The 16,196-nt window shown below is 48.3% G+C and carries 15 protein-coding genes and 1 tRNA gene; 10 read left to right on the top strand and 6 right to left on the bottom strand.

Annotated elements, in window-relative coordinates; all coding sequences use genetic code 11:
* Positions 1 to 131 precede the first annotated feature (131 nt).
* On the top strand, positions 132 to 2,828 hold the full coding sequence (locus ASC40_RS03910) for a TonB-dependent receptor plug domain-containing protein (RefSeq protein ID WP_055438436.1): 2,697 nt from the start codon (positions 132 to 134) through the stop codon (positions 2,826 to 2,828).
* A gap of 182 nt (positions 2,829 to 3,010) precedes the next feature.
* On the opposite strand, the gene ASC40_RS03905 is transcribed toward ASC40_RS03910, so the two are convergent.
* From ASC40_RS03905 to rpsT, 4 genes are all read right to left on the bottom strand, one after another.
* Positions 3,011 to 3,991 carry a class I SAM-dependent methyltransferase gene (locus ASC40_RS03905; protein ID WP_055438435.1) on the bottom strand — a complete coding sequence of 327 codons (981 nt, stop codon included), beginning with the start codon at positions 3,989 to 3,991 and terminating at the stop codon, positions 3,011 to 3,013.
* A 31-nt stretch (positions 3,992 to 4,022) separates the two neighbouring features.
* Positions 4,023 to 4,099: transfer RNA gene (locus ASC40_RS03900), tRNA-Arg, on the bottom strand.
* A gap of 19 nt (positions 4,100 to 4,118) precedes the next feature.
* Positions 4,119 to 6,071: a S9 family peptidase gene (locus ASC40_RS03895; RefSeq protein WP_055438434.1), complete on the bottom strand. Its 1,953-nt coding sequence runs from the start codon at positions 6,069 to 6,071 to the stop codon at positions 4,119 to 4,121.
* Positions 6,072 to 6,231: 160 nt separating this feature from the next.
* The gene (gene rpsT / locus ASC40_RS03890) at positions 6,232 to 6,492 is read right to left on the bottom strand and encodes a 30S ribosomal protein S20 (protein WP_055438433.1); all 261 of its coding nucleotides are present in this window, start codon (positions 6,490 to 6,492) and stop codon (positions 6,232 to 6,234) included.
* Between the two features lie 166 nt (positions 6,493 to 6,658).
* Here rpsT and ASC40_RS03885 point away from each other — a divergent pair, with 166 nt between their 5' ends.
* The 9 genes from ASC40_RS03885 to ispH all read left to right on the top strand — a co-directional run bounded on the left by ASC40_RS03885 (position 6,659) and on the right by ispH (position 15,440).
* Complete coding sequence (locus tag ASC40_RS03885; RefSeq protein WP_055438432.1) at positions 6,659 to 7,030, top strand: four helix bundle protein; 372 nt, start codon at positions 6,659 to 6,661, stop codon at positions 7,028 to 7,030.
* A 17-nt stretch (positions 7,031 to 7,047) separates the two neighbouring features.
* Positions 7,048 to 8,607: a murein biosynthesis integral membrane protein MurJ gene (gene murJ, locus ASC40_RS03880; protein ID WP_055438431.1), complete on the top strand. Its 1,560-nt coding sequence runs from the start codon at positions 7,048 to 7,050 to the stop codon at positions 8,605 to 8,607.
* 171 nt (positions 8,608 to 8,778) lie between these two features.
* Complete coding sequence (locus tag ASC40_RS03875; RefSeq protein WP_055438430.1) at positions 8,779 to 9,057, top strand: type II toxin-antitoxin system prevent-host-death family antitoxin; 279 nt, start codon at positions 8,779 to 8,781, stop codon at positions 9,055 to 9,057.
* A complete protein-coding gene (locus ASC40_RS03870; protein ID WP_055438429.1) occupies positions 9,041 to 9,388 on the top strand; it encodes a hypothetical protein in 348 nt (115 codons plus the stop codon). Before ASC40_RS03875 ends, ASC40_RS03870 begins: the two co-directional genes overlap by 17 nt.
* Positions 9,389 to 9,477: 89 nt before the next feature.
* Entirely contained in the window at positions 9,478 to 10,419 is a 942-nt protein-coding gene (gene ribF / locus ASC40_RS03865) for a bifunctional riboflavin kinase/FAD synthetase (protein WP_055438428.1), read from the top strand.
* A 123-nt stretch (positions 10,420 to 10,542) separates the two neighbouring features.
* Entirely contained in the window at positions 10,543 to 13,395 is a 2,853-nt protein-coding gene (ileS, locus tag ASC40_RS03860) for an isoleucine--tRNA ligase (protein WP_055438427.1), read from the top strand.
* On the top strand, positions 13,388 to 13,915 hold the full coding sequence (gene lspA / locus ASC40_RS03855; protein WP_245622172.1) for a signal peptidase II: 528 nt from the start codon (positions 13,388 to 13,390) through the stop codon (positions 13,913 to 13,915). The genes ileS and lspA overlap by 8 nt, the downstream gene beginning before the upstream one ends.
* A complete protein-coding gene (gene fkpB / locus ASC40_RS03850; protein WP_141656095.1) occupies positions 13,912 to 14,352 on the top strand; it encodes an FKBP-type peptidyl-prolyl cis-trans isomerase in 441 nt (146 codons plus the stop codon). The genes lspA and fkpB overlap by 4 nt, the downstream gene beginning before the upstream one ends.
* A 146-nt stretch (positions 14,353 to 14,498) precedes the next feature.
* Positions 14,499 to 15,440 carry a 4-hydroxy-3-methylbut-2-enyl diphosphate reductase gene (gene ispH / locus ASC40_RS03845; protein ID WP_055438426.1) on the top strand — a complete coding sequence of 314 codons (942 nt, stop codon included), beginning with the start codon at positions 14,499 to 14,501 and terminating at the stop codon, positions 15,438 to 15,440.
* Between the two features lie 36 nt (positions 15,441 to 15,476).
* Here the strand turns inward: ispH and ASC40_RS11840 are convergent, their stop codons facing one another.
* Together ASC40_RS11840 and ASC40_RS12040 are read right to left on the bottom strand one after the other, a co-directional pair.
* Positions 15,477 to 15,662, bottom strand: a complete 186-nt coding sequence (locus ASC40_RS11840) for a hypothetical protein (RefSeq protein ID WP_141656094.1) — start codon at positions 15,660 to 15,662, stop codon at positions 15,477 to 15,479.
* 90 nt (positions 15,663 to 15,752) lie between these two features.
* Positions 15,753 to 16,136, bottom strand: a complete 384-nt coding sequence (locus tag ASC40_RS12040; RefSeq protein ID WP_055438425.1) for a type IV pilin protein — start codon at positions 16,134 to 16,136, stop codon at positions 15,753 to 15,755.
* Between the last annotated feature and the right edge of the window lie 60 nt (positions 16,137 to 16,196).

Below are 16,196 nucleotides of genomic sequence, written 5' to 3'. Positions count from 1 at the left end.
ATCGAGTACTGATCGATTGGTGTTTATGTAATGTTAACGTTTCATAAGCCTCGGTCGGAACGAGCACGAAAGCGTTCACGTGCCGATTTTAAACCTAGTAAATCACTTAAAAAGTGGTCCAGGGAGAAGATATGTATACTAATAACAAATTAGCTAAGTCTGTACGCTTAGCGCTTATGTTCGGTGGCGCTTCACTTGCGTTTACTGGTACTGCAGCAGCGCAAGACCAGTCAGATGAAGCACAAGCTGAAGAAGCGCAAGAGCGTATTCAAGTAACCGGTTCACGTATTAAACGTACTGACCTTGAAGGTGCGGTACCTTTGACAGTTATCGACCGTGAAGCTATCGAGCTTTCTGGTGACCTGTCTGTAACTGACGTATTACGTGGTACTACTTTTAACTCATTCGGTTCATTCCGTCCGCAATCTGGTAGCTCAGCGCAGGGTACTGCGTCTATCGATATGCGTGGTTTGGGTGCTGACCGTACGTTGGTACTTGTAGACGGTCGTCGTCTTCCTAAGTCACCTTCTACTGGTTCAACTCAAGATTTGAACACCATTCCAATCGGTGCTGTTGAGCGTATCGAAATCTTGTCTGACGGTGCATCTGCGGTGTACGGTTCTGACGCGATCGGTGGTGTAATCAACATCGTAACTCGTAAAGACTACAGCGGCGCTGAAATCAGCGTTGGCGCTGGTCAAGTAAGCTACCCAGAAGAAGGCGGTGACCGTGAGAACGGTACTATCACTTTTGGTGCTGCTGATGCAAACACCTCATTGTTAGGTGGTGTATCTTGGAACAGCCGCGACATCATTTTCTATCGTGATTTCCCATATGCTGGTCAAGGCTCATCAGTATACGGTAACAACTGGACACCTTGGTCAAACTACGGCGTGTTCACTGAAATCCCTAACGGCTGTCGTGAGCCAAACTACAATGCTGTAGAAATTGGTGGCCGTGACCGTTGTCAGTACAACTTTAACGCGACTAACGCGAACGAAGCGTCTTCAGCGAACGAGTCTTTGTACTTGAAAGGTGAACACCGCATCAACAACAACTGGAAAGTTTACGCGACTGCAACTATCGCTAAAACTGAATCTTTCGGTCGTTATGCGCCAGTTCCAGATTGGGCTGAAATCGCTCCAGATAGCTACAACAACCCAACGAACCCAGATGCTTGGTTCTATGACACCGTAAACAACCCGAACGCAGTTGCATTTGACCCTGCTAACGGTGGTTCTTTCGGTAATGGTCCTGAGTGGGTTGACTCATATCACCGTTATGCTGCATTAGGTAACCGTGATGGTTTCGTAAACAACGAAAACACTGACTTGTTGGTTGGTGGTTCAGGCTTCATTGGTGACATCGAGCTTGACTTCGGTTTACGTCGTAACCGCAACAAAACTTACGATATTGGCTATAACTACATCGTTCGTTCAACTGCTAACGACTACATCTCAAACTTTAACCCAGGTTACTGTGGCGACGGTACGTTCGACGCTGTGAACTGTCGTTATGGTTATGATATTCAGAATCCTTCTAACAACTCAGAAGCGACTCTGAATGCAATGAAAGCTACGATTTCTCGTATCTCTAAGTTTGACCAAGACGAAGCATACGTGAACGCGTCATTCGACGTGGCAGAAACTGACGCTGGTGTTATCCAAGCGTTCGTTGGTGCTGAGTACCGTAAAGAAACTTACGTTGACCAATACGACTCATTGTCAGAAGCTGGTCAAATTGGTGGTTCTGCAGGTAACTCTGCGGGCGGCGACCGTACTGTTAAGTCTGCGTTCTTCGAAGTATTAGTTCCAGTAACTATGGACTTTGAATTGAACTTCGCAGGCCGTTATGACAAATACTCAGACTACGGTAACGACTTCTCACCTAAAGTATCATTCCGTTGGGAACCAACTGATGGCTTAGTATTCCGTGGTTCATACGGCGAAGGTTTCCGTGCTCCGTCACTGGATATCTTAACTGCTAAGACTTCATTCTCTGCATCATCTGTAAACGATGCAGATACTTGTGCGGTATTAGGTTCTTGCCCAGTTCAGGTTGACACTTACATTCAGTCTAACCCGAACCTTGAGTCAGAGCAGTCTACTCAGTACGCGTTAGGTGTTGCTTACCAGCCTACTGATTGGTTGAACATGACTGTTGACTACTGGTCAATCGAAATCGACAACCGTATTCAGTACTACGGCCCAAGCACTATCATTGCACGTGAAGCTGCTGGAGAATTCATTCCACCTGGTTTGGGTGTAACTCGTAACCCAACTAACAACGTGATCACTCGCGTTGACGCAGGTTACGGTAACGAAGGTTACGTAGAAACTGACGGTATCGACTTGAACGCACGTACCAACTTTGACTTCGGTTCAATTGGTGCATTGCAAACTAACTTTACTGTAAGTTACACCAACGACTACAGCCTAGACGGCGGCCGTAACTTCATGGGTGACCCAGGCTTGCCTGACTACCGTGCAAACATCGAGAACTTGTGGACTGTGTCTGACTTCTCATTTGTTTGGAACATGAACATCATCGGCGACCAAGCACAGTGTAGTATAGGCTTTGAAGCAGTTGGTAACAACTGTGTACGTAACCCTGCCTTCGCTGAGCGTAACGGTTCTATCGGTACTTACGTAACTCACGATTTCCAAGCTAACTACGCTACTTCTTGGAACGGTCGCATTACCTTAGGTATGCAGAACGCGTTCGAGAAACTGCCACAGTTAACTCCATACGGCGGTCGTGACTACAACTTCGACTTGTACGATGACTACGGTCGTATCACTTACTTCCGTTACACTCAAGTATTCTAAGAACGCTTGAGTTAGCGATAAGCTAAGTTATTTAAAGGCCCGCGGTTCGCCGCGGGCTTTTTCGTTTGTGAAAGCCAAAATATGAACTAGTTTTCAAAGCAAAAAAAAAGGCTCCACAAGGGGCCTTTTCTAATATCTAATATCTAATATCTAATATCCAATATCGTATTTGCTTTTAGCAATTAACCTTTAGCTACAGTCACAGCCCAACCGAACTTGTCATCGTCAAGCTTGAACTCTTCAGCGCTGAACTTAGCACCGAGCTTCTCAACTTGCTTCTGCAATGCCGTAATGTCTTTCTTAGCAAAGGCAGCGTTGTTTTGGTCAATTAAACGTTGTTTGTGATCGTTTACCGAGTGATACTCATAGGCTAACTGCTTCACGCAGTCTTCGATGGTGTTACCTGCAACGCGCTCTAACGTGCGTGCAATGCGACGTACGATGTCTGTAACCCAAACTTGTTGTTCTGGTTTACTGAACTTCTCTTGCAGTTCACGCATCATCCATTGAATGCTTTGTGCCAGAATTTTTTGATGGCTAAATTCCTGCCAGCCCTTGTCCCCTAATTGCGGAATAGCCTGGCTTGCAAGGTCAATATAAAGGTCGGCAAGTTGGAACAATGGTGAGTCAGTTAAAACACTTTCAATAACTTCAATGCCAGCCTGTGAGCTTTTTACTAAGCTGCTCGCACTATTGTGGACAATAAAGTGTGCTTGGCCGTTATCTTTAAGGGTATCAAGAATGACTTTGATGGCGTCTTTACGATCGGCGTATTCAAAACCGAACTGACTAATATAGGCATCGACAGTTGCTTTTTTGAATGGTGCTTTTTCAATGGGGGTTTCGCTGTGAAACTGAATTGCTTTGAGTTTTTTTGCCAGTGCGGGTGACTGCTTCTGTAAGCTTGCGGCTGGATCAATTTTCGCCGCATCGATACCGTGAATATTAAAGTCTTTGGTTTCAGTTTTGCTGTAATCGTGAGCTAACAGTGCCAATGCTCCGTTACCTGTGCCAATGTCGACAATGGCAGCTTCAGCAGGAAGGGATGCAAAAAACGCATCCCAATGTTGCTTTAGTGCACCGGTATAACCCGTGCTAGCTTGGCCTTCAGCGAAGCTATTGAGAACGCCGCTGTACTGCCAGTATTTACTCCAATGTTCCATGTTTACCTCGAATGGTTATTGTTCTATTTTTTGGCGTCTCCGGCAGGAGTCGAACCTGCGACCTGCCCCTTAGGAGGGGGCTGCTCTATCCAGCTGAGCTACGGAGACGCGTTAGCAAATATGCGCACTATTTTGATAAATGCTCAGCAAAGAACGACTCAAGCTCTTTGTATAATTCAAGCTTATATTCTTCCTTGTAAAACCCGTGGCCGTCTTCACGCACGAATACTTTGTAGTCGTCTTTACCGGCACTATCGAGAGCTTTGGTCAAGGCATGCATGTGGTCAATAGGAACCCGCACGTCTCTGCTACCATGCACAAGGTACAGTGGCACCTTAATTTTATCAACATTGTAAACCGGAGAATTCGCCTTTAGCACTTGTTCATCTGTGCCGATGAAGCGTTCCCATACTTTTTTACCACGCGAGGTTTCTTGCACATCGCCAACTTCATACATTAGCGGCAATGAATAAACGCCCACATAGCCCACCGAACACTGGTACAAGTCTGGCTCGCGGATGACGCCCATTAGTGCGGCGTAGCCACCATAACTACCGCCGTATATACAAATACGGTCTTCGTCGGCTATGCCTTGCTCAATGGCCCATAAGGTACCGTCAGTGACGTCGTCTTGCATTTCGCGGCCCCATTTCTGGTAGCCAGACTGCTGGAAGTCGTATCCGTAGCCGCCCGAACCGCGGAAATTCACCTGTAGTATGGCGTAACCACGATTTGCGAAAAACTGCACTTCTGGGTTGAATCCCCAAGTGTCGCGTGGACCGTGAGGGCCGCCATGAACGTTAACGATCATGGGCAGTTTTGTTTTTCCGTCCCAATCACGAGGTGTGGTTAAATAACCATGAATGGTGATGTCGTCACGCGTGGTGTAAGAAATTGGCTGCATTGGCGCCATATCTTCAGCGTACAAGTTCTCTCTTGGTGCGGCGATAAAACTAACCTGCAAGGTTTCGGTGTTTAGCAGGTAAAACTCACCGGCATTGCGATCTGAACTCACTGAAATAATCGCCTGCTTTTTATCTTTTGTGGTACTGGTAAAACGAACCCGTTGACCAGGGAAGGCTTGTTCGAGTTGCTTTAGCAATTTTGCCGATTGCGTATCATTTTCAAAATAGACACGCTCAATTTTGCCAGGCATGAACTCTACGCCTAGTAGCTCACCGGACATACCGGTTACTGTTGTGTAGACATCGACCAGATCATTACCGGCAATTTTCTCAAGGGTAGCAAGCTTGGTATCAAAGCGATAAACCTGTGTTGTGGCATCCCAGTTGTTGGTAGATAAATACGCGAAGCGGCCGTCGTCTGAGTAGCCATTAAGTAAAACGGTTGCGCCCTCGCGGAAATTTTCAATTTCGTATTCTACCCAGTTGTCTTTGCCAAAAGGCTTATAGAACAAAGTGATGTGCGATTTGAATACGTCATCTTCGTCGGGCTCAATGATATATCCAATACGTAAGTTGCCTTTGTTATCGGGGCTAACGCCATTAGCTTTAGGCGGTTGATCGGCTTCATAGAAGGTACGCGCATTGTTGACATTAAGCCGGTGAACCTTTACTTCGCCACCGTCACGCCAATGATAACGACCAATAAGTATATGTTCAGGGTCATCAGGTAATAGGCTTAACAGCGAGTAGCCGGCGGTATCAGAGAAGAATAATTGCAAACGATTGCTACCGTCAGCATTGGCCGCATACAAGTTGCGTGGGCCACCTTGGTTGTCCCATAAGCCGACGTATTTTTGGCTAGCAAAAATAAACCGTTCGTCGGTAACCCAGTGAATATCGCTAAAACGCTGGTTTTCCGCCAAGTTAAAGCTACTTGCAACCTTACTGGTTTCACGGTTATAAACGAGAATTTGATCACGATCGCCAGCGTTTGATTTAATGGCGAAATATTTACCCGTGGGAGAAATGACGACGTGCTCATAAGCAGCGTTTTTGAAGAAATATTCAACCGGCAATTTTTCGACCGAATTTTCTTTGTCTGTAGTTTGCGCGACTGCGCTAGGTGACAACATCAGCGCACATGCCAGTGTTGCTGTTATCAATGCACGAAACATATAGAGTTCCCTAGTTGTAGTTATAAAATGTTCAACAACATTATCCTAACTTTTAACCCAGGTATCGACCCCTAAATTGGCCATTTCATGAATTATTAATGAATTGAAACAAAAAAACCGACCACTTGGGTCGGTTTTTCGAGATGGTGTAATCGGTAGATTACAGCGCGTTGATTTTCGCGCTTAAACGGCTCTTATGACGAGCTGCTTTGTTCTTACCAATAAGACCTTTGGTTGCGTAACGGTCAAGAATTGGTTGAAGGCCAGTAAATGCCTGCTGTGCAGCCGCTTTATCGCCTGCTTCAATAGCAGTAATTACTTTCTTCAATTGGGTACGCATCATAGAGCGACGGCTCGCGTTGTGGCGACGGTTCTTTTCCGCTTGTACCGCACGCTTTTTAGCAGACTTAATGTTAGCCAAGGTGAACTCCTAAAATTCGTTATCTGTTTGCAATGGTTTTGTAGGGCGGGGAATATGCCTGTTTTTCGTCTTAAAGTCAAGTGCGAAGTTCGTTATTCGTTATTCGTACGCTTCGCTGTTCGTACGTTACACTGTTCGTTAAAGAATTAAACAAGGAGCGTTAATAATGACAAGAGAGTTAATAGTAACCGCGGTGGCTATAGAGCTGTGTTGCGAGATTTATAGCATAACTAGGTACTTTCCTGATTACGAAAAGTTTGGGTTAAAAAGTCAAATGCAAAGATGTGCGGTGAGTATTCCGAGTAATATTGAGGAAGGAGCGCACAGAGGTAGCAGCAAAGACTTCTTGCGATTTCTGTTTATTGCCCGAGGCTCACTTGCCGAACTTAAGACCCAGTTACGAATTGCTGTGCGACTTGGTTATATTAGATCAGACGAAAATGAATTATTATCACGCACATACCAATTATTAAATGCGCTAATTAATACGTTGAAGGTTCGAACAGCGAAGCGGACGAACAGCGAAGCGCACGAATAACGAATAACGAGGTTCCATTGTCTAAGTCCTTAGCTAAATCCGGCATTATCGTCAGCTTCATGACCCTGATCTCTCGTGTGCTGGGGCTTGCGCGCGATGTTGTGATTGCGAACTTAATGGGTGCCGGTGCCGCGGCGGACGTATTCTTTTTTGCCAACAAAATTCCTAACTTTTTGCGCCGATTGTTTGCTGAGGGTGCGTTTGCACAGGCGTTTGTGCCGGTGTTGACAGAATATAAGCAGGGCAAGACGCTGGATGAGCAGCGACTGTTGATTGCTCGGGTGGCGGGCACGTTGGGTACCTTGGTGACCATTGTTACGCTGGTGGGTGTGGTGTTGTCGCCGGTGGTGGCGGCGTTGTTTGGTACGGGGTGGTTTTTGGACTGGTACTATGACGGGCCGCAGGGGCATAAATTTGTGCTTGCCGCTGACTTGTTGCGTATTACCTTTCCGTACTTGTGGTTTATTACGTTTACCGCGCTAGCCGGGGCCATTTTAAACACCATTGGTAAGTTTGCTGTGGCGGCGTTTACGCCGGTGTTTTTGAATATTGCCATTATTGTGTTCGCTATTTGGTTAGGGCCTCAGCTGGAACAGCCGGAATATGCGCTGGCGTGGGGTGTGTTTGTTGGTGGCGCGGTACAGTTTGTGTTTCAAATTCCATTTTTGAAGCGTGCTGGGCTATTGGTGCGGCCGCGCTGGGGCTGGCGTGACCCCGGTGTGACGAAAATTCGTACCTTGATGATTCCAGCTTTGTTTGGGGTTTCGGTTAGCCAGATCAATTTGTTGCTAGATACCTTTATTGCGTCGTTTTTGATGAGCGGTTCGATTAGTTGGTTGTATTACTCCGACCGACTGCTTGAATTTCCACTGGGATTATTTGGTATTGCTATTGCGACGGTGATTTTGCCGGCATTAAGCTCACGGCACGTGAATAAGTCGGCGGATGAATTCAGCAGAACGCTTGATTGGGGTATTCGCACGGTGGTGTTGCTGGGCTTGCCGGCCATGGCCGGGTTAATTGTGCTGGCGGAACCCATGCTGATGGTGTTGTTTATGCGCGGTGAATTTACCCCAGAAGATGCTCGTTTGGCTTCTTACAGCCTTTTTGCTTATGGCTCAGGGTTGCTCAGCTTTATGTTAGTGAAAGTGCTGGCTACTGGTTTCTATTCGCGCCAAGACACCAAGCGGCCGGTAAAGTACGGCATTATCGCGATGGTGTCGAACATGGTGTTCAATATTATTTTCGCGATTCCTTTCGGTTATGTGGGCTTATCCATTGCGACCTCGCTTTCAGCTGCTTTAAATGCTGGCTTACTAGGCTACAACCTTTGGCGCGACGGTGTGCTGAAACGCTACCCCGGCACTTTGACCTATTTAACGAAGGTGACTGGGGCGGTTGTGGCCATGATTGCGGTGGTGTTGTATTTAGCGCCGTCGCGGCAGTGGTGGTTGGCGGCAGATTTTGTTGACCGGGTGTGGCAGTTGGCATTGTTGATCGGCGCCGGTGCGGGCACGTATTTGGTCGCACTCGTTTTGCTACGTGTGCTGAAGAGCAAAGGCGATATTAGATATTAGATATTAGATATTAGAGTTGATGTAACGGGTATTGGTGTTTTCTCTAATATCTAATATCCAATAGCTAATATCGCTCTAGCCTTTCATCGGTCTAAATTTGGTCTTTATTTGGACTTCCTGGCTATTCTCGACTAAACTCACTCCTGTAACCACCAATCAGGAGCAAGTACCATGTACACCGTTAAACGCCCCCGCGTGACCACCGTTTCAGGGTTTAAAAAAGAAATTGCCACTATGGATGTTAATGAACCGGTTTTGGTGACCCAGAACGGTGAGCCCTTGTACGTGGTGCAAGACCCTGCGCAATACGAAGCGATGCAAGAGCAGATGGCGATGTTGAAAATGATTGCACTGGCGGAAAAGGATGTTCGGGCTGGTCGTGTTGTTAGCCGCGACGAGCTGTTCAAAGGATTGGCAGAGGAGCTCGGCGCAGATGACGATCTCAATTGATTACACGACTCATTTTAAATCACAAGCGCGCGAGCACGTCAGGTTTCTTACAAAAAAAGTAGGGTATCGGTTAGCACAACAATATGTTGATACCGTACTTGATCGATTTGAGCAGAAAATTTATACGTTTCCGCAAGGGTGCGCTCGGTGTCAAGAAAGTGCGGAATTAGGTTTTGGTCAATATTATGAGTCTATTGATACCAAAGCGCAGGTTCGAATTATTTATCGGCTTGTCGAGGGCGATGACGCGCTTGTATCGACCTTGCTATTTATTCGAACAAGACAAAATTTGCGTGATCAGCTATTTCAGTTGGTATTAATGAGTCCTTAGTGTCTGGTGAGCGTTTGGCGAGCCTGTTATAATCGCCGCTTTGTTAATCGATTCTCTTCATTCCTGAATAATAGGCTTGTAACGCGCTGATGCAATTAATTCGCGGAATTCATAATATTCGACCTGAACACCGTGGGTGTGTACTTACTATTGGCAACTTCGATGGGGTTCATTTGGGTCACCAGGCGGTGTTGGCGCAGGTGAAGGCGCAGGCGCTTGCGCGCGGTGTACCGGCCACGGTGATGACCTTTGAGCCGCAGCCGCAAGAGCTGTTTCAGCCGGAAAAGGCGCCAGCGCGGCTGACGAATTTTCGTGAAAAACACATGGCGTTGCGTGCGCAGGGCATCGATCGGCACATTGTGATTGAGTTTAGCCGCAGGTTTGCGAATTTGCCGGCGCGTGAGTTTATTGAGCGTGTGCTTGTTGACATGCTTGGCGTGCAGTTTTTGGTGGTGGGCGATGATTTTCGCTTTGGCCACGGTCGTGAAGGTGACTTCGCGATGCTGCAACGAGCGGGCGCTGAGCTTGGGTTTGACGTAGTCGATACGCATAGTTACCGACAGCAACAGCAACGGGTTAGCAGTACCGCTATTCGTCAGGCGCTTAGCGCTGGTGAGTTTGGTCAAGCGGCGGCAATGCTGGGGCGGCCTTATGCTTTTGAGGGGCGGGTGGTGCATGGCGAGAAAAAAGGCCGCACTATTGGCTTTCCTACCGCAAATATTCAGTTAAAGCGCTTGCATTCACCCCTGCAGGGAGTTTTTGCTGTGCAGGTGCAAACCAATGATGGCAAAATGCATGCAGGGGTTGCTAATATTGGTCGTAGGCCGACATTGAATGGTGAGCGGGTGCAACTTGAGGTGCATGTGTTCGATTTTACCGGTGATTTATATGGGCAGCAGCTGACTGTGGTGCCGACGCACTTTGTTCGCGCTGAAGAAAAGTTCGCTGATTTTGCGCAACTGCAACAGCAGATAGCACGTGACGCTGAGGTAGCCCGGCGTTTGACGCCGGGTAGTGCGCAGCACTGTTAATCTGCGGGCTACAAAGTAGTTAATGTACGAGTTACAGATTAAAATTTGAGAATAACGACGCTTCGCGTCACCCGGCGTGAAACGCCGGGCTACAGGCCATGGCGTACGAAAAAGGAATCAAAAATGACCGACTACAAACACACACTGAATCTGCCGGAAACAGAATTTCCGATGCGCGGTAATTTGGCGCAGCGTGAGCCGCAGATGCTGAAGCAGTGGTACACCGACGACGTGTACGGCCTCATTCGCCAAGCCAAGGCGGGTAAGCCGGTGTTTATTTTGCATGATGGCCCTCCGTATGCGAATGGCGATATTCATATTGGTCATGCGGTGAATAAAATTTTGAAAGACATGATCGTGAAGGCGAAAACCTTGAGCGATTTTGACGCGCCTTATGTGCCGGGTTGGGACTGCCATGGCTTGCCGATTGAGCTGCAAGTTGAGAAAAAGCATGGTAAGCCGGGCAAGAAGTTAACGGTTGCTGAGTTTCGTCAAAAATGCCGTGACTATGCGTTAACGCAGGTTGAAGGGCAACGCGAAGACTTCAAACGTTTAGGTGTGTTTGGCGACTGGGATAACCCGTATTTGACCATGAACCCGCAGCAAGAAGCGGACAGTATTCGGGCGTTGGGTAAAATTATTGCCAATGGCCATATGCAACAGGGCTTTAAGCCGGTGCATTGGTGTACCGACTGTGGCTCGGCGTTAGCTGAAGCGGAAGTGGAGTACCAAGACAAGCGCTCGCCGGCAATTGATGTTGGTTTTACGCCGGTAAATACTGACCAACTGGTGGCCAAATTTGATCACCCTGAAGGGCATGCCGGTGAAGGCGAGGTGATGGTGGTTATTTGGACGACCACGCCATGGACTATTCCTGCCAACCGTGCCATTTCATTGCACCCGGCGCTTGATTACGCGTTGGTGCAGGTTGAAGCAACAGACGAGCGCCCAGCAATGCGCTTGGTATTAGCGGATGACTTAGTGAAGTCAGCTATGGAACGTTGGGGCTTTAACGACTACCACAAGCTTGGTTTTGCGAAAGGCGAAGCGCTTGAGAACTTGCAAGTAAATCACCCCTTGTTTGCGGACATTCAAGTGCCGTTAATTTTGGGCGAGCATGTTACAACCGAGTCGGGTACGGGTTGCGTGCATACAGCGCCGGGCCACGGTGTGGACGACTTTATTGTTGGTCAGCGTTATGGCATTGAGGTTTACAACCCAGTGGGTGACAACGGTGTGTACAAAGACGACACGCCAATGTTTGCTGGTCAGCACGTGATGAAGGCGAACGACAACATTGTTGAGGCGCTAAAAGCCGCAGGCCGTTTGGTTCATCATGAAGCCTACAACCATAGTTACCCGCACTGCTGGCGCCATAAAACGCCAATTATTTTCCGTGCTACGCCACAGTGGTTTATTAGCATGGACAAGCAAGGCTTGCGCGCGAAAGCTTTGGCTGAAATTAAGCAGGTTCGTTGGGTGCCTGAGTGGGGCCAAAGCCGCATTGAAAGCATGGTGGATGGCCGCCCTGACTGGTGTATTTCGCGCCAACGTACTTGGGGTAACCCTATTGCGGTGTTTGTGCGTCGTGACAATGACGAATTGCACCCGCGCACGCTTGAACTTATGGAAGAAGTGGCAAAGCGCGTTGAAAAAGACGGTATTCAAGCATGGTTTGACTTAGAGCCGGCTGAATTGCTAGGCGACGAAGCTGACCAGTACCGCAAAGTGACCGATACCTTAGACGTGTGGTTCGACTCAGGCGTGACGCATGAAGCCGTATTGAATAAAACACCGGGCTTGCAGTGGCCAGCCGACCTGTACCTTGAAGGTTCAGACCAACACCGTGGTTGGTTCCAGTCGTCGTTGCTAACCGGCGTTGCCATGTATCAAAAGGCGCCGTATAAGCAAGTGCTTACCCACGGTTTCACCGTTGACGGGCAAGGCCGCAAAATGTCGAAGTCTATCGGTAACGTTATTGCGCCATTAGAAGTGATGAACAAGTTAGGTGGTGATATTCTGCGTTTATGGGTAGCAGCGACCGACTACTCTGGCGAAATGACTGTTTCTGATGAAATTTTGAAGCGTGCGGCAGATAGCTATCGCCGTATTCGTAATACCTCGCGCTTCTTGTTGGCTAACATTAATGAATTTGAGCCAAGCCAGCACGCTGTTGCTACTGCTGATATGGTGGCGATTGATAAATGGATTGTGGCGCGAGCTGTGGCTTTGCAAGAGGAATTACTGGCGGCGCTTGACGACTATCAGTTCCACGTGGTGGTGCAAAAACTCATGCACTTCTGCTCAATTGAGCTGGGTAGCTTCTATTTGGACGTGATTAAAGACCGTCAGTACACGGCAAAAACCGACAGTACGGCACGCCGCTCATGTCAGACGGCGTTGTACCATATTGCTGAAATGCTAGTGCGTTGGTTAGCGCCAATTTGTAGCTTTACCGCACAAGAAATTTGGGATGCCTTGCCGAAGCAGTTAGCCAATGGTCAGGCGCGTAGCCAGTACGTATTTACTGAAAGCTGGTACCGTGACGCGGCACAAATTAGCGTGAGTGCTGCCGACAACGAGTTATGGCAAACCGTACTTGAAGTGCGTGACGAAGTGAACCGTACCTTAGAGCAAGCGCGTCGTGACGAACTTATTGGTGGTTCGTTGCAAGCTGAAGTGACCGTGTATGCTGTGCCAGATATTGCTAGCCAATTAACGAGTTTGGGCGATGAGCTGCGCTTTGCATTTATTACCTCAAGTGTGCAGGTGCAAGCTGTGAACGAAGCGCCAGCGGGTGCGGTGGCAACAGAACTTGATGGTGTCTGGGTGCAGGTGGCGAAATCTGCGCATGCGAAGTGCGACCGTTGTTGGCACCACCGTGAAGAAGTAGGCACCATTGCCGAACATCCAACTTTGTGTTCACGCTGTGTGACTAACGTGGATGGCGAAGGAGAGGAGCGTCGCTTTGCTTAATAAAATTATCGGAGAGAAACCAGCTGGTTTACAAAAACGAGCCAGTGGGTTGCGCTTTTTGTGGCTGACGCTTGCACTTATTGTGGTGGATCAATTTACCAAGCAATGGGTGATTCGTGTTTTCGATTTATACGAAAGCATTGAGGTAATGCCGTATTTAAATTTGACCTATGTGCGTAATATGGGCGCCGCGTTCAGTTTCTTGAGCGATCAAGGTGGCTGGCAACGCTGGTTATTCACATTTTTAGCCATAGCCGTAAGTGTTGTGTTACTGATTTGGCTGCGCCGCAACCCCGTGGGTATGTGGCGTCAAAACTTAGCGTTCTCGCTAATTTTGGCAGGTGCCATTGGCAACGTTATTGATCGTATTATTTATGGTTATGTCATTGATTTTCTTGATGTATATGTGAATGATTGGCACTGGCCAGCATTTAATGTGGCCGATATGGCAATTACTATCGGTGCAGTATTAATGTTACTAGAGGCGTTTTTCGAACAACGCCAGGAGCCTAAAGCATGATCAGTCGTCTCCCGATCGAACACGGTCGTGAAGTGATTTTGCATTTCACTATTAAATTAACCGATGACTCTGTTGCTGACAGTACCAAAATGTCGGGCAAACCAGCGAAGTTTCGTATGGGCGATGGTTCGCTTACTGAAAATTTTGAAGCGTGCTTGGTTGGTTTAAAAGCAGGTGATAACCGTGAATTTGAGCTTGCGCCAGAAGATGCTTTTGGCATGCCAAACAAAGATAACTATTATCAGGTAGATACCACCAAATTCGGTGCAGATCGGCCTGAAATTGGTCAAATTTTTACGTTTCCACAACCCGATGGCACTGAGCTTCCGGGCATTGTGCGCGCGATTAATGATCAGTTTGTGACGATTGATTTCAATCATCCACTGGCGGGCCAGCGAGTGCGTTTCGCCGTTGAAATCATTGAGGTAAATCCTTAGAAGCCGTTATTCGTCCGCTGCGCTATTGGTGCGCTTCGCTGTTCGTACGCGCTGCGCGCTGTTCGGAGATAAGAACTAACAGTGAGCGTAGCGAACGGACGAACAGCGCAGCGTACGAACAACGAATAACGCATTTGGAGTTAGATATGAATATTGTGTTGGCGAATCCGCGGGGGTTTTGTGCCGGTGTTGACCGAGCTATAACCATTGTCGAGCGCGCATTAGAAATTTTTGAGCCGCCTATTTATGTGCGCCATGAAGTAGTGCATAACAAATATGTGGTGGACTCGCTGCGCGATCGTGGGGCCGTGTTCGTAGATGAACTTCATGAAGTGCCAGATGACAGTATTGTTATTTTTTCCGCGCACGGGGTATCACAGGCAGTGCGGCAAGAGGCGAAAGACCGTGGGCTGCGGGTGTTTGATGCGACTTGCCCGTTGGTAACTAAGGTGCATATGGAAGTAACCCGCGCGAGCCGTAAGGGGCATGAGTGTGTGTTGATTGGCCATGCGGGGCACCCGGAAGTTGAAGGCACCATGGGCCAATACAACAATACCAAGGGTGGCATTTATTTGGTTGAGTCGGTTGACGATGTGGCAAAGCTGACGGTGAAAGACGCCAAGCAATTGCACTACATGAGCCAAACTACCTTGTCTGTTGACGACACGGCCGATGTTATTGATGCCTTGCGGGCGAAGTTTCCAGAAATTCAGGGCCCGCGCAAAGACGATATTTGCTATGCCACACAAAACCGTCAAGACGCGGTGCGTGAGCTAGCAGCTGAAGTGGATGTGTTGCTAGTGGTGGGTGCGCGTAACAGTTCGAACTCAAACCGGCTGCGTGAGTTAGCCGAGAAAATGGGTACGCCAGCTTACTTGATTGATGATGCTAGTTGTATTGATCAAGCGTGGTTAGCGGGCAAAACCAATGTTGGTGTTACGGCTGGCGCTTCGGCACCGGAAGTATTGGTGCAAAACGTTATTAAGCAGCTACAGGCGTGGGGCGGGCAAACTGTTCAAGAGCGCAGCGGCCGCGAAGAAAATATCACTTTCTCCATCCCCCCCGAACTCCGCGTGGTAGAGCTGTAGCTCGGCGTTTCACGCCGGGACGTGGCATGGCCACGGTCATTGCCGAAATGGCGGCGCTATTGCCCGTGGCATGGCCACGGCCTTTGCCGAAATGACGAGGATAACAGCGCTGTGCGCTACCCGGCGTGGAACGCCGAGACGTGGCATGGCCACGGCCTTTGCCGAAATGACGAGAATAACAGCGCTGCGCGCTACCCGGCGTGGAACGCCGGGACGTGGCATGGCCACGGCCTTTGCCGAAATGGCGAGAATAACAGCGCTGCGCGCTACCCGGCGTGGAACGCCGGGCTACGGTAATTTGGCGGAGCCAAATTACTGCCAACACTCGGCTGGGGTTTTTTGGTCGTTTTGATTAATGGACATCGTTGCACAATCTGTATCTGCGACTTGCGCGCCTTTTGCTGTAGCCGTTAACGTATATGTCTCGGCGGCAATGTTCGATACACTAAAATTGTAAAATTCGCTTGACGATGTAAAGCCCAGTTCAGCAATTGTTGCATAATTTGCATTGCGCAAGCGATACTCTTCTTGTGCCATTTGTAGTTTCATTAACTCGGCCATAGCGTCTGCTCTGCGGCCTTGCTGCACATAACTCACAAAGTTCGGGTAGGCAATTGCGGCAATAATACCAATGATTGCTATAACGATCATTAGTTCTATTAAGGTCATACCGCCTAACTTTTTTTCAACTTGCATTTATTCCACCTGTTTATACTATGCTTAGTGTATGCTCAATTAGTACTTCAAATTTGGAAT

It is taken from the genome of Pseudidiomarina woesei (genome assembly GCF_001418345.1).
In the GTDB taxonomy this organism is placed as follows: domain Bacteria; phylum Pseudomonadota; class Gammaproteobacteria; order Enterobacterales; family Alteromonadaceae; genus Pseudidiomarina; species Pseudidiomarina woesei.
This window is presented reverse-complemented; position numbering and strand designations above follow the sequence as displayed.